This is a genomic window from Streptomyces sp. UG1 (assembly GCF_049974585.1).
In the GTDB taxonomy this organism is placed as follows: domain Bacteria; phylum Actinomycetota; class Actinomycetes; order Streptomycetales; family Streptomycetaceae; genus Streptomyces.
Genome location: NZ_JBNGGG010000008.1, coordinates 159,636 through 172,037, shown reverse-complemented (window position 1 = coordinate 172,037; position 12,402 = coordinate 159,636). Strand labels below are relative to the sequence as shown.

At 67.0% G+C, this 12,402-nt stretch carries 13 protein-coding genes; 3 read left to right on the top strand and 10 right to left on the bottom strand.

Annotated features, from left to right (window positions below; translation table 11 throughout):
* The gene (locus ACP4J3_RS11555) at positions 1–789 is read left to right on the top strand and encodes an SDR family NAD(P)-dependent oxidoreductase (RefSeq protein ID WP_426533130.1); all 789 of its coding nucleotides are present in this window, start codon (positions 1–3) and stop codon (positions 787–789) included.
* Between the two features lie 134 nt (positions 790–923).
* Here ACP4J3_RS11555 and ACP4J3_RS11550 read toward each other — a convergent pair whose 3' ends face one another.
* The 10 genes from ACP4J3_RS11550 to pabB form a co-directional block, all read right to left on the bottom strand.
* A complete protein-coding gene (locus tag ACP4J3_RS11550; RefSeq protein WP_426533128.1) occupies positions 924–1,274 on the bottom strand; it encodes a hypothetical protein in 351 nt (116 codons plus the stop codon).
* A gap of 312 nt (positions 1,275–1,586) precedes the next feature.
* Positions 1,587–2,276, bottom strand: coding sequence for a dihydropteroate synthase (gene folP, locus ACP4J3_RS11545; RefSeq protein ID WP_426533244.1), 690 nt, complete (start codon positions 2,274–2,276; stop codon positions 1,587–1,589).
* A gap of 241 nt (positions 2,277–2,517) precedes the next feature.
* Positions 2,518–2,799: a muconolactone Delta-isomerase family protein gene (locus ACP4J3_RS11540; protein ID WP_426533126.1), complete on the bottom strand. Its 282-nt coding sequence runs from the start codon at positions 2,797–2,799 to the stop codon at positions 2,518–2,520.
* Between the two features lie 11 nt (positions 2,800–2,810).
* Entirely contained in the window at positions 2,811–3,518 is a 708-nt protein-coding gene (locus ACP4J3_RS11535) for an alpha/beta fold hydrolase (RefSeq protein ID WP_426533124.1), read from the bottom strand.
* The gene (locus ACP4J3_RS11530) at positions 3,515–4,357 is read right to left on the bottom strand and encodes a class III extradiol dioxygenase subunit beta (RefSeq protein WP_426533242.1); all 843 of its coding nucleotides are present in this window, start codon (positions 4,355–4,357) and stop codon (positions 3,515–3,517) included. The genes ACP4J3_RS11535 and ACP4J3_RS11530 overlap by 4 nt, the downstream gene beginning before the upstream one ends.
* A 1-nt stretch (position 4,358) precedes the next feature.
* Positions 4,359–4,709: a protocatechuate 3,4-dioxygenase gene (locus ACP4J3_RS11525; RefSeq protein ID WP_426533122.1), complete on the bottom strand. Its 351-nt coding sequence runs from the start codon at positions 4,707–4,709 to the stop codon at positions 4,359–4,361.
* The gene (locus tag ACP4J3_RS11520; protein ID WP_426533120.1) at positions 4,706–5,578 is read right to left on the bottom strand and encodes a bifunctional 5,10-methylenetetrahydrofolate dehydrogenase/5,10-methenyltetrahydrofolate cyclohydrolase; all 873 of its coding nucleotides are present in this window, start codon (positions 5,576–5,578) and stop codon (positions 4,706–4,708) included. The genes ACP4J3_RS11525 and ACP4J3_RS11520 overlap by 4 nt, the downstream gene beginning before the upstream one ends.
* Before the next feature lie 17 nt (positions 5,579–5,595).
* Positions 5,596–6,468 carry a formyltetrahydrofolate deformylase gene (gene purU / locus ACP4J3_RS11515; protein WP_426533118.1) on the bottom strand — a complete coding sequence of 291 codons (873 nt, stop codon included), beginning with the start codon at positions 6,466–6,468 and terminating at the stop codon, positions 5,596–5,598.
* Entirely contained in the window at positions 6,465–7,361 is an 897-nt protein-coding gene (locus ACP4J3_RS11510; RefSeq protein WP_426533116.1) for a methylenetetrahydrofolate reductase, read from the bottom strand. The genes purU and ACP4J3_RS11510 overlap by 4 nt, the downstream gene beginning before the upstream one ends.
* Positions 7,362–7,674: 313 nt before the next feature.
* Positions 7,675–8,835, bottom strand: coding sequence for an aminodeoxychorismate synthase component I (pabB, locus tag ACP4J3_RS11505; protein WP_426533114.1), 1,161 nt, complete (start codon positions 8,833–8,835; stop codon positions 7,675–7,677).
* Between the two features lie 803 nt (positions 8,836–9,638).
* Here pabB and ACP4J3_RS11500 point away from each other — a divergent pair.
* Complete coding sequence (locus tag ACP4J3_RS11500; protein WP_426533112.1) at positions 9,639–10,343, top strand: YceI family protein; 705 nt, start codon at positions 9,639–9,641, stop codon at positions 10,341–10,343.
* 478 nt (positions 10,344–10,821) lie between these two features.
* Positions 10,822–12,225 carry a vanillate/3-O-methylgallate O-demethylase gene (ligM, locus tag ACP4J3_RS11495; protein ID WP_426533110.1) on the top strand — a complete coding sequence of 468 codons (1,404 nt, stop codon included), beginning with the start codon at positions 10,822–10,824 and terminating at the stop codon, positions 12,223–12,225.
* The last annotated feature ends 177 nt before the right edge of the window (positions 12,226–12,402 follow it).

The following is a 12,402-nucleotide window of genomic DNA, read 5'->3' as shown; positions in this document are numbered from 1 at the left end:
TTGTCGATCGACCACGCCTCAGCAGGAGAAGACGACATGATCGTTTTGGACGGCCACAGCACGCGCGTCGCCGTGGTCACAGGTGCAGGTGGTGGTCTCGGTGCCGCCATCGTGCGCCGGTTGGCGGGTGACGGGTTCACCGTCGCAGCCCTGGACATCGCCGACACTGTCGGCACCGAGGCCTCGGGCGAGTCCGCCGGCGTGCGGCGCTGGCTATGCGATGTCAGCGATCCCGTGGCGACACGCCGCACGGTCCAGGAGATCGGCGAGGCGTATGGCGCAGTCGACGTCCTCGTCAACAACGCCGGGCTGCTGTCCGGCCGCTCTAGTTTGCTGGAGACCACACCCGCGGAGCTCCACCGCTTCTTCGACGTCAACGCTGTCGGTCCGCTGCTCATGGTCCAGGCGTGTCTGCCCTTGCTCAAGGAGAGCGCGTATCGCGGACGCGTGATCAACGTCGCCTCGCGCACCTTCTTCACGGGGGCGCCGGGCCAGATCGCCTATGTCGCCAGTAAGGGCGCGCTCATCGGGATGACCCGGGTGATGGCTCGTGAGCTGGGCGAGCACCGGATCACAGTCAACGCGGTTGCTCCCGCACAGGTCGCCACCCCCGGCACCAGGGCGCACTCAGGGGAAGAGGTGTTCGCCGAGACAATGCGCCGCCAGGCGATCCAGGAGTTCGTAACGCCCGAGAACTTCGCCGGGCTGGTCTCCTACCTGGCGTCGCCGGACGCAGCGTTGGTCACCGGACAGACACTGGTCTGCGACGGTGGCGGGCTGATGCACTGATACCCGTCATCAGATCCCGGCGTCGGCGGCAACGGCGGTCGGGGTACTGGTCGTGGCGGCCCGGCTGCAGTTGCCGCCCAGCGGACACACCGGCAGAGGGAGCGGGGGAGCGCCTGTGCTGAACCCCCGCAACCTCAGTGGTTGACGACGTCAGCGAACGCAGTCGCCGGAGCCGGCGGAGAAATCACTGCCGATGCGTAGTGGAAGTTCCCACCGGTGGAGCGGGCGTCGATCCGCTTGCACTGCTGGTTGATGTCGTTTCGGATCTTGGCTTCGCCGTTCGTGCCCGTGTAGTTGGCCGAATGGATGCCGCTTCGGACCACCACCGGGACGGGACGCGCAACCGCCGCTCCCGCTCCGGCCAACTCCACCCCGGTCAGCGCCACCGCGGCAACGGCAACCGCCCACCGCCGCCGGACTCCCCGCACCGAGTCCTTCTTGAACATCGAGCGCACACCGTCCTTATAACTAGCTGCGTTGGTCATGAGTCATCGTCTTACCGTGATCGAGTGTTGAACGGGACTGGGCCCGTGGGCACCCAGTGCCGCAGGGGTCGGGGCCGCAGCCAGGGTTCGATCTTTACGGCGGGGACGTTGTTCAGCGAGCCTCTCGATGGGCAGGAACAATTCCAGATCCACATGGAGGTCAGACACGGGCCGTCCCCACGTGCTGGCTGACCCGAACGCATGCGCCGTTCGGTTCTGATCCGAGATCGCCACGAAGCATGTCCCCGACGGCTTGCGGCCCATTGCCAGAAGCCGCGCTTCTTTGCTGAGAGACGCCGGTGGGCGCGTCCCTCAGCGCGCCCGTCCCCAAATCGCCTCCAGCAGGGCGATCGTGTCCAGTGTCTCGGTCACATCGTGGACTCGGATGACGTCGACACCCGCGCACCAGGCGGGAGCAATGGCGGCCAGCGAGCCCGCCAGACGGTCGCCGACCCTGCGGCCGGTCACGTCGCCGAGGAAAGACTTCCGGCTGACGCCGAGGAGCACGGGGACACCGAGCGAGCAGAGGGTCGGCAAGTGGCGCAGAAGCGCCAGGTTGTCGGCGGTGCTCTTACCGAAGCCGATCCCGGGATCGATCCACGTCTCCTGCACACCGCCTGTCGCGGCGGCGCGCGCCAGTGCCTGGAGGTAAGAGGCGATGTCGGCTTGGACGTCTGCGTAGACGGGACTCGTTCCGGGAGCGACGGGCACGGTGTGGGCGTGCATGCCGACATAGCCGACTTCGAGGCGGCCGGCGAGTTTGTACAGGGTGCCGGACACGTCGTTGATGATGGACGCGCCCACCCGCACCGCTTCCTGGGCCACATCGGGGTGACGGGTGTCGACCGAGACGCGGCCCACTTCCGCCAGGCGGGCCACCACTGGTACGACCCTGGCGAGTTCCGCTTCGGACGAGACCGGTACGGCGCCCGGACGCGTCGACTCCCCGCCGACGTCCACCGCCCACGCCCCCTCCTCGAACATCCGTCGACCGGCCGCGATCGCGCGCTCGGTCGTGTCGAACCTGCTGCCCGACCAGAACGAGTCGGGGGTCGCGTTGACATCCCCATCACGCGCATCGGGCCGATGTCGGGCCGTGCGACGGCTGGGTGGACGAGAGCTGCGGGGTGTTCGTTCATAGCGGTCCCACCGTCTGCAAGAGCCAAGACATTTCTGCGAGAAGCGGTATGAAACGCACCGCCGACGTGACCTCCACGCCGACGGTGCGCGGTCCAGGCGGGCGCTACCTCTTCTGCTCCTGGGGATGCGTGGCGAGTGCCTCGACGGTCACGTCCATCCACTTCCACATGGGCAGTGAGGCCAGCGCGTCATGCAGCGCGGCCGGGTCTTCGGCCTCGTAAAGGCCGATGGTGGCGTTACGGCCGGGGACCCGCCACAGCCGCTTGAGGATCCCCGCCTCGCGCAGCTCCATGGCGCGCTCCCGTTCGGTCTTGCGGAGCTGCTCACGGATGTCGTCCGGGGTGTCGGGCGGCATCAGGTTCTGCGTGCGGACCAGGAATTCCATGGATTCTCTCCTCAGGACGCGACGATGGTGAGCAGCAGCTCCGCGAGCTCCTTGGGCGCGGTGACCATCGCCTCGTGACCGGTGGCGATGTGGTGCACCGGCCAGCCGAGGTCTGCCGCCTTCTCCGCGTGGGGTTGGAACACCCGCATCCAGTCGGTGCACTCGACATAGGTAGCGGGGACCTGCTCGCAGGCACCGGTGAGCCGCAGGGGTTCGGTGTAGCTGAGCCACGGATGCGGGGTCAGGCGCGGAGCCAGCCAGTCCAGGTCCGCCTCGTCCGTCACACCGAGCACGGTCAGCGAGCGCACGGGGATGAGCCAGCCGAACCCGGGGTCGGCGACCGACTCCCGGTAGTGCCCGGCCACCGTCTCCGGCAGCAGGTCGATCGCGGCGTCCCCGTCGCGGCCCACGAAGGCGTCCAGATACACCCGGCCGGTCAGACGGTGCGGTATGCGGTCGGCGACCCCGGTGACCACCTGCCCGGCGTAGCTGTGGCCCACCAGCACCACGTCGTCGAGGTCGTACGCCTCGATCAACGCCGCCACGTCCTGGATGTGGGTCGACAGCCCGACAGCGGGGCCGGCCAGATGGGCGCGGTCGCTGACGCCGGTCAGGGTCGGAGCGTGGACCTCGTGACCGGCCGCGCGCAACACCGGTGCCACCCGCTGCCAAACCCAGCCGCCGTGCCAGGCGCCGTGGACCAGGACGAACGTACTCACTTCGCCCCCAGGTCTTGGAACAACGCGAGGGCAGCGGCCGTGTTGGAGGCAGGTACGTGGTAGGTGTCGTGGACCCGGGCGACGTTCTCGCTCAGCGCCCCGCGCATGATGAGCCACATGATCAGCTCTATGCCCTCGGTGCCTGCCTCGCGAATGTAGTCCTCGCGGGTGAGCGCGGCGAGCTTCTCGGGCTCGTTCTCAATCGCTTGCAGGAACATGCGGTCGAACTCTTCGTTGATGAGCCCGGCCCGTGCACCGGCCAGCTGATGCGACATGCCGCCGGTGCCGAACACCGCTACCTTCGCATCCCGCGGGAACGACCGGATCGCCCGCCCGAGCGCCTGCCCCAGGGCGTAGCAGCGAGCAGCCGTGGGCTGCGGGTACTGGATCACGTTGACCAACACGGGCACTACCGCGCACGGCCACGCCTCACCCGGGTCGGGACAGAACACGGAGAGGGGCACGGTGAGGCCGTGGTCGACGTCCAGCCGCTGGAAGGTGGCGATGTCGAACGACTCGTCCATGAGCTCGGTCACGAGGTGCTCGCTCAGCTCGGGAGCGCCGACCACGGTCGGCACCGGCCGACGCCCCCACCCTTCGTCGGCGACGTCGTAGGACTCGGCGGTACCGATCCCGAACGTGGGGACGAGATCCAGATCGACCGCGTTCGCGTGGTCGTTGTACACGATCACCGCGATGTCCGGCCGGTGCGCAGCCATCCACTGTCGCGCCGGCTCATAGCCGTCGAACAACGGCTTCCAGTACGGTTCCTGTGTCTTGGCGTGGTCCATCGCGGCGCCGATCGACGGTACGTGGGAGGTCGCCAGACCCCAGATCACCTCAGCCAACCTTCCGCCCTCCCGACACCATGGCCGCGGTGAACTCCTCGGCCGACATTCCCGTGAACACACCACCGAGGTACTGCATGGACTTCCCGTCCAGCACGGCGAGTTTGAACGTGTAGAAAATGGATGCGCCCAGGTCCAGCATCGCGGTCCAATCGCGCTCCAGAATCGCCTTCTTCTGCTCCGCGCCGAGGCCGTAGGCGTCGCAGTAGGCCGCCTCGTCCTCGCTGAATCTGCGCCGGTTCTCCTCGTCCGCCAGCGACCCGCACATTCGGTTGATCGCGTAGCCGCGCCTGCTCGCCGACAAGTCGAGCAGGTAGTTGTCCTGCGCCTTTGTCATGGTCATACCCTCTCCGGGGTGGTGCGGGGCCGATGTGCCGTCTCGCGCTCCTGTGCCGCCTGGACGGTCTGGGCGAGCAGCGTGGCGATGGTCATGGGGCCGACGCCGCCGGGCACGGGCGTGATGTACGACGCCCGCTCGGCGGCTGCCTCGTACTCCACGTCTCCGCTGTCGTCGGCGTAGCCTGCGTCGACGACCACGGCACCGGGTTTGATCCAGTCACCGCGGATAAGGCCCGGCCGGCCGACGGCCGCGACGACCACGTCCGCCTCGGCGACCCGTTCAGCGAGGCCGACCGTGCGAGAGTGGCAGTAGGTGACCGTGGCGTCCCGGGTCAGCAGCAGCATGCCCACGGGCCGTCCCAGGATCGGGCTGCGGCCGACGACCACCGCGTGTTTCCCGGCGAGCGGGATGTCGTAGGCGTCGATCAGTGCCATGATCCCGCCGGGGGTGGCCGACTTGAACCCACCTTCCCCGAACGCCGTGGTGGCGAAGGACGTGCGGGTGACACCGTCGACGTCCTTGGCCGGGTCGATGGCTTCGAAAGCGGCCCGTTCGTCGATGTGGTCGGGCACCGGATGCTGGAGGAGAATGCCGTCGACGTCCGGATCCTCGGACAGGTCACGGATCTGCTTCACCAGAGTTTCGGTGGTGATCCCGGCGTCCAGTTCGATGCGCTGGGACCGCATGCCCACCTTGGCCGAGCGGTTCGCCTTCATGCGGACGTAGGTGTGCGACGCGGGGTCGTCGCCCACAAGGACGGTCGCCAGGACGGGAACGCGGCCGTGCTCGTCGACGAACTCCGAGACCTCCTGCCGGACCCGCTCCAGGAGCGCCGCCGCGACGGCCCGGCCGTCGAGAATCTGTGCAGTCACTCGATCTCCCAGAACTCCTAGAACACGACGGTGGTGTTGCCGTCCCGGATCACGCGGTCCTCGCAGTGCCACCCGACCGCGCGGGAGAGCACGAGTCGTTCCACGTCGGCGCCCTGGCGCTGGAGTTCGCGCACCGTCTCCCGGTGCGAGACGCGGACCACGTCCTGCTCGATGATCGGGCCCTCGTCGAGGTCCTCGGTCACGTAGTGCGCGGTCGCGCCGACCAGCTTCACGCCCCGCTCCTTGGCCCTTTGGTAGGGACCCGCGCCCATGAACGCCGGCAGGAAGGAGTGGTGGATGTTGATGACGGGAACGCCGACGTCCGTCAGGAAGTCTCCGGAGAGGATCTGCATGTAGCGGGCCAGGACTACGAGGTCCACGTTGCCCTTGAGGAGGTTCAGCTGTTCCTTCTCGGCGGCGGTCTTGTCGCCGTTCTCCACGGGCACGTGGAAGAAGGGGATGCCGAACCCCCGGACCTCGTCACCGAGATCGGGGTGGTTGGAGATCACCATCGGCACGTCCATCTGCAGCTCGCCGCGGCGCTGCCGCCACAGCAGGTCGAGCAGGCAGTGGTCCGTCTTCGAGACCATGATGGCCACGCGCTTGCGGCGCCGTGCCTCCACCAGCCTGAATTCCAGGCCGAGTTCGTCCCCCAGCCTTGTCTGCAGGGCCTTGTCCAGCTCATCGAGTCGCCCCGACAGGCCAGGCAGACGAAATTCCGTGCGCTGGAAGAAACGCCCGCCGACGGGGTCGCTCGACGACTGGTCGAGCCAGACGATGTTGGCCCCGAACTCGGTGAGTGCTCCCGACACGCTGGCGACGATGCCGGGCCGGTCCGCGCCCTGAACGATCAGCCGGCCGGAGTCGGGGTCGTGGTTCTGCTCGGTCATGACCGGTCTTCCCTTTCTGCGGTCTTCGCGGAGACGGCCGACAGCAGCCGCTGCCGCCAGAGTTCGGTCTGCCTGAGCTCGTTGAAGGTGAAGATGTGCAGCCCGCGGACATTGCCTTCGGTCTTCGGCACCACGGCTCCCAACTGCTTCGCCAGCTTCGTCGGGTTGTAGCCGCCCGGCAGCAGGAACCGCCACAGCAGGCTCTGCTGCTTCTGCAGGAACCGCGCTGACTGACCGAGTCCGATGCCGGCCGAGATGCGCATCAGCTTCTGCCGGTTCACCGGGCCCGGCATCCCGACGTACACGGGGAGGTCGACTCCCGTCTCCGCCACTCCCGCGGCCCAGTTCGCGGTCGTCGTGGCGTCGAAGCAGATCTGGGTGAGGATCCGCGTCGCCATCGGCGCCTTCTGCTTCAAAGCCAGTTCAAGAGCGCCCTGAGGGATGGCGGCATGGCCCTCCGGGTAGCCGCCGATGCCGACTTGATCGAAGGGGTGGTGGATCTCCTCCAGGGTTCGCAGCAGCGAGTGTGCGTCCTGGAAGGAGCCCGCGGGCTTCGGCGCGTCGCCGCCGACCACGAACACCGATCGAATCTGCGACTCCTTGAGACGAGCCACGACGTCGGCCACGTGCTGCGCATCCACGAACTGACGCGCCGGAAGATGAGGCGAGACCGAGTAGCCGTGTCGCGCCAGCCGCTCCGTTAGGTCCAGTGTCGTGTCGATGCCCTTCGCCTCGGTCACTGTTACCGTCAGTGGGACCTCGGTCGGCACGTAGTCGAGCACATCCCGCTCGGTCTTCCTGAACGGCATCACCTCATAGCTGATGCTGTGCACCAGGTCGACGAGATCTGAGCGCCGGCGCCGGGGAACGGCGTCTTCCCGCTGTATGGTCATGGCCTTGTCTCGTTCCTTCCTACGGGCATGGGAAATCTTTCCTGCGGCTCTTGTCCCTGCGGCGCAGGCGGGTCAGAAGTGCGCTGTGACCGCGGACCTCCCGGGCACGTGGTGGGGACGACCGGTGTCGGGGATTGGCATGGGTGGTGCTTCACGGCCTCCTGCATACGGACCACCGCTCAAGCCCCGTAGTTCGTGTGACGGGAAGCCGTACCGCCGCCACCAGTACAGCGAATCTCCGCGGTCATTTCGTCGGGCATCAGAACCGATTCGGTCGAGACAAAAGACCGAGGTGTCAGCGGCGAACCAGCCGCTATCGGGGTACCCCGGCCCGAAGACACCTCTTGAGGACCTCGGCCTTGGCCTGTAGCTCGGCGTACTCCGCCGACGGTTCGGAGTCCCAGGTGATCCCGCCGCCGGTTCCGTAGGTCGCCCTTCCGGTCGCCCGGTCGATCAGTACCGTGCGGATGGCGACGTTGAACCGGGCACGGAACGGCGCGCCGGGGGGCGCAACCATCCCGACTGCGCCGCAGTACACGCCCCGTGGCCCGTCCTCGAGGTCGCGGATGATCTCCATCGTGCGGTACTTGGGCGCACCGGTCACCGATCCGCACGGGAACAGGGCCCGGAACACGTCGGCGAGTCCGGCGTCCGGACGCAGGTCGGCCGTGACATCGGAGGTCAGTTGGTGCACGGTCTCGTACTGCTCCGCGTGGCACACGGAAGTGACCCGCACACTGCCGGTGGCGGCGATCTGGGAGAGGTCGTTGCGGACCAGGTCCACGATCATGATGTTCTCGGCGCGTTCCTTGGCACTGGCCCGTAGTTCGGCGACGATCCGTGCGTCCTCGGCCGGTGTGTCACCACGTGGGGCCGTGCCCTTCATGGGCCGCATGTGCACCAGGCCGTCCCTGATCTCGAAGAACAGCTCCGGGCTGGCGCTCGCGATGACGAAGCGGCCCAGATCGAGGTAGGCGGTGTAAGCCCCGTTCTGCCCGAGTGCGAGATGGGCGTAGAACGAGGACAGGTCGCCCCTCGCCTCGCCCGACATTCGGGTGGTCAGATTGCACTGGTAGGTCTCGCCGGCGGCGATGTGTTGCCGGACGGCCTCGACGCGCCCACGATGGGTTTCAGCATCCCACTCGGTGGCCCACCCCCGTGTGTCATAGGCGCCGGACCCGGGCCGTCGCACGACCTGCACAAGGTTCGGCTCCGGACAGACGCCGAACCACGCGAGGGGCAGTCCGTCCATCGGGTGATGGGTGGTGAGCTTCGTGTTCAGTCCGGTAGCGGCCTCGTAGGAGACGAACCCGAACGCCCACCACCCGTTCGCCGTCGTCCGGTCCAGTTCGGCGAGGACCGGGGCGACGTCTTCGGGCCGGGTCGCCACCAACTCGTGGACGCCACGGGAAAAGCCCCAGGCAGTTCCGGACCGCAGATCGTCGAACCGAGCCGCTGCAGTGCGCGGCCTCATGGCGTCATCGGCTTCCCTGCCTCGGCGACAGCGTCGCAGAGAGCGTGAGGGGGAAGAGACGACCTCAGGCCTGACCGGACATGGTTGGGCGACGAGCGCGATAGATCGTTCGGCAGACGCATGAATTTCCTTCCCGGCCAGGAATGTTCCTGGAGAGCGCTGGTGCCGAGCTCTCGGGTCGACATCGACTGTATGCGCGGCTCATCCGCTGTCGGCACGGCTTGATGACGCTTCTTGAAGAGACATATCCATCAGTTGAGCCAGGTCGGATGACGTAGAGAGGAAGGTCCCGCAGGGTGGGGCAGACGGCGTCTGCTACCGGCTTGATGTCCCTGTGATGACGTGTGCGGGCCCGCCGCGCCATGGGTGCCTTTCCAACTCGGGATTGGCGGCAGTGCCACACGTGATAACGTCCGGCCCCCCCCCGGACTTGGAATTGCAGTCGGCGGAGCCGTCGTTGGGGCTCATCGGGGTTCTGGCGATACTGAACAGCCGCTGCAACGGATGCTTGCTTTCTGGCAACGTTGCGCACCTGTGGCCCCAGGAAACCTGGCCACCGGCTGGCGCGGTGGGCTGTGGTTCACGCCGAACCAGTTCTCTTGGGCACTGGCTTTCCACGAGGGCAACGACCTGGGCGTCGCCCTGTCTGCTGCAGCGCCCACGTCGGTGCCCGTCCGTGTCGGCGCCACGGACGGTGCTTTGCTTCCCCGGCCGACCCTCGCTCGCCAAGGACGCTCCCCATGAGAAGCGCTCGGGCTTCCCCTCGACTGACCACTGGCTACGACATGAGGCCATGGACACCCATGAGTCGTTTTCGCAGGTACTGGAAGCGCTGGCTGATTGCGGGGGTCGTGGTGGCTGCCCTCCTGGTGGTGGGCGGCCCGTACGTCTACATCCACTACATCAAGGAAGAGGGTCCGTCCGAACTGTCCATCGACGACGGACAGGATCCGGCAGGACAGAGCGGCATGCAACCGGCCCGTGAGGGCGTGGAAGGCGCCTGGAAGGCCGGTGCCGGCTCGCAGGCCGGTTACCGCGTCAAGGAAGTGCTGTTCGGCCAGCACACCACTGCCGTCGGACGGACCGACAAGGTCACTGGAGAGCTGACGATCAAAGCGGCCGAGGTGACCGAGGGCGCGTTCACGGTCGACCTCACCGCTGTGAAGAGTGACGAGGCGGAGCGCGACGGTCAGTTCCGAGGCGGGATCATGAACACCGATAGGTTCCCGAAGGCCACGTTCAAGCTGACCCAGCCCATCGAATTCGGTTCCGTGCCCGAAGTGGGGAAGACGGTCAAGGCCGAGGCGTCCGGCACGTTCACCATCCACGGCAAGAGCAAGGACGTCTCCTTCGAGGTCACCGCTCGGCGTTCCGCCAATACATTTCGTGTTCAGGGCTCCCTGCCCGTCACCTACGCCGACTACGGTGTCAAGAGCCCCAATTTCGGCGGCATCACTGTCGAGGACAAAGGCTCCATCGAGTTCCTTCTCACTTTCCTCCCGGCATGACGACAGGCTCTGCCACTGGACCTTCGATTCGGTTCCGGTGTCGGACCAGCACGTCGCGCCTGTCACCGTGGCAGAGCATGCCATGGTGACATGTTCACGGTCGTAGCCGTGGACAGCAGTGGACAGCGCGCGATGCCGACTGCGCGGCGGTGAAGCACACGTGGTGGGGGCCACCGGGTCGCTATCCATCATGAGCTGAGCAGCGCACGCGTTCCGCCTCCAGCAGCCACAGCTGGCGATCCGCACGCCATTGCGCGACGGCGAAGTGGGGATGCTCGCCCGGACCGTGCACCACGCCGACAGGACTCGGCTGCGACAAAGCCAGGACCGGCGTTTTGGGCTACGTCATATGACTCGGAAGTCATGGCCGATGAAGGCCGGTCAACTCCAGCCATTCCCCAGATCCGCACCAAACAGATCGAAACAAGACTAGGCGCCGAGCAATCGCCGACGGCGTCGAAGAAGGACGGGCCCAAACATGAGCGCGAAGAACCTGCAGCAAGTCCTGGATGAGGCGGGCAACACGGTGGAGCTGCTGCGCAACTCCCAGCTGGGCGCCTACATCTATCCCGTGGTGCCGTCGGAGTTCACCAACTTCCGCCGGGAGGTGACCGCGTGGACCAAGACGGCTGTGCTGTTCGACCAGTCCCACCACATGGTCAACCTGTTCATCACGGGACCTGACGCGCTGAAGCTGATATCCGACACAGGGATCAACAGCGTCGCGAAGTTCCCGGTCAACTCGGCCAAGCAGTTCGTCCCGGTGTCCCCCGAGGGTGGAGTTATCGGCGATGGCATTCTCTTCCGTGAAGCGGAAGAGGAGTTCACGTACGTCGGACGTGCCCCGGTCGCCAACTGGCTCGCCTTCCGGGCCGAGCAGGGATACGACGTCGAGCTCCGAATGGACGCGAGGTCCCCGTCGCGGCCGTACGGCAAGCAGGTCACCCGCGACCTGTGGCGTTTCCAGATCCAGGGGCCTCGGGCCTGGGAAGTCATCGAGAAGGTCAACGGCGGTCCGGTCGAACAGCTCCGCTTCTTCCGCATGGACTACATGAACATCGCCGGTGAGCGCGTCCGCACCCTGCGCCACGGCATGGCCGGCGCGCCGGGCCTGGAGCTGTGGGGACCGTACGAGACGTACGACAAGGTGCGCGAGGCCATCCTGGAGGCGGGTGCCGAGTTCGGGATGGAGCCCGCCGGAGCCCGCGCCTACTCGTGCAACACCCTGGAGTCCGGCTGGATCCCGTCGCCCCTGCCGGCGATCTACAGCAGCGAGGGACTCCGTCCGTTCCGCGAGTGGCTCGGCGGCGACAGCTACGAGGCGACCAACGCCCTGGCGGGCAGCTTCGTCTCCGACAGCATCGACGACTACTACCTCAACCCCTGGGAACTGGGCTACGGCTCGTTCGTCAAGTTCGACCACGACTTCATCGGACGTGACGCGCTGGAAGCCATCGACCCGGAGACCCAGCGGCGCAAGGTGACCCTGGCCTGGAACACCGAGGACGTGGCCAAGCTGCTGGCCTCCCCTGTCGACCCCGAGGGCCCCGGCTACCAGTTCTTCGACCTGCCCAACGCCAACTACGGATCGTCCAACTACGACTCCGTGGTCGACGCCGACGACAATGTGATCGGGCTGTCGTTGTTCACCGGCTACAGCGCCAACGAGCGCAAGGCCCTGTCCCTGGCCACCGTCGGCCCTGAGGTCCCGCTGGGAGTCGAGGTCCGTGTCATCTGGGGCGAGCCGGACGGAGGCAGCCGCAAGACCACCGTCCAGCCGCACAAGCAGTTCGCCGTGCGCGCGATCGTCAGCCCCGCTCCTTACTCGGTCATGGCACGCGAGACCTACCAGACCGGCTGGCGCACCGGCGGCGCGCGCTGACGACCTGGCCACACCCGGCCCCCGCGTCACCTCTCGATGTGATCGAGCGGGGGTGGGTGATCCACACCGCCGTAAACCCAGTCCTGGAGACCGGGTCATTTCTTTGCAGACGGAAGGCCGTGTCAGGGGCCTGAGCCAGGATGCCGACGCAGGAGACGGTCCTACAACACCCGCTTG

Excerpts from the sequence above, each read along its gene's own strand:
- ACP4J3_RS11550 (WP_426533128.1), bottom strand. The coding sequence starts at position 1,274 with ATGACCAACGCAGCTAGTTATAAGGACGGTGTGCGCTCGATGTTCAAG.
- ACP4J3_RS11540 (WP_426533126.1), bottom strand. The coding sequence starts at position 2,799 with ATGGAATTCCTGGTCCGCACGCAGAACCTGATGCCGCCCGACACCCCG.
- ACP4J3_RS11525 (WP_426533122.1), bottom strand. The coding sequence starts at position 4,709 with ATGACCATGACAAAGGCGCAGGACAACTACCTGCTCGACTTGTCGGCG.
- purU (WP_426533118.1), bottom strand. The coding sequence starts at position 6,468 with ATGACCGAGCAGAACCACGACCCCGACTCCGGCCGGCTGATCGTTCAG.
- ACP4J3_RS11510 (WP_426533116.1), bottom strand. The coding sequence starts at position 7,361 with ATGACCATACAGCGGGAAGACGCCGTTCCCCGGCGCCGGCGCTCAGAT.
- pabB (WP_426533114.1), bottom strand. The coding sequence starts at position 8,835 with ATGAGGCCGCGCACTGCAGCGGCTCGGTTCGACGATCTGCGGTCCGGA.
- ACP4J3_RS11500 (WP_426533112.1), top strand. The coding sequence starts at position 9,639 with ATGAGTCGTTTTCGCAGGTACTGGAAGCGCTGGCTGATTGCGGGGGTC.
- ligM (WP_426533110.1), top strand. The coding sequence starts at position 10,822 with ATGAGCGCGAAGAACCTGCAGCAAGTCCTGGATGAGGCGGGCAACACG.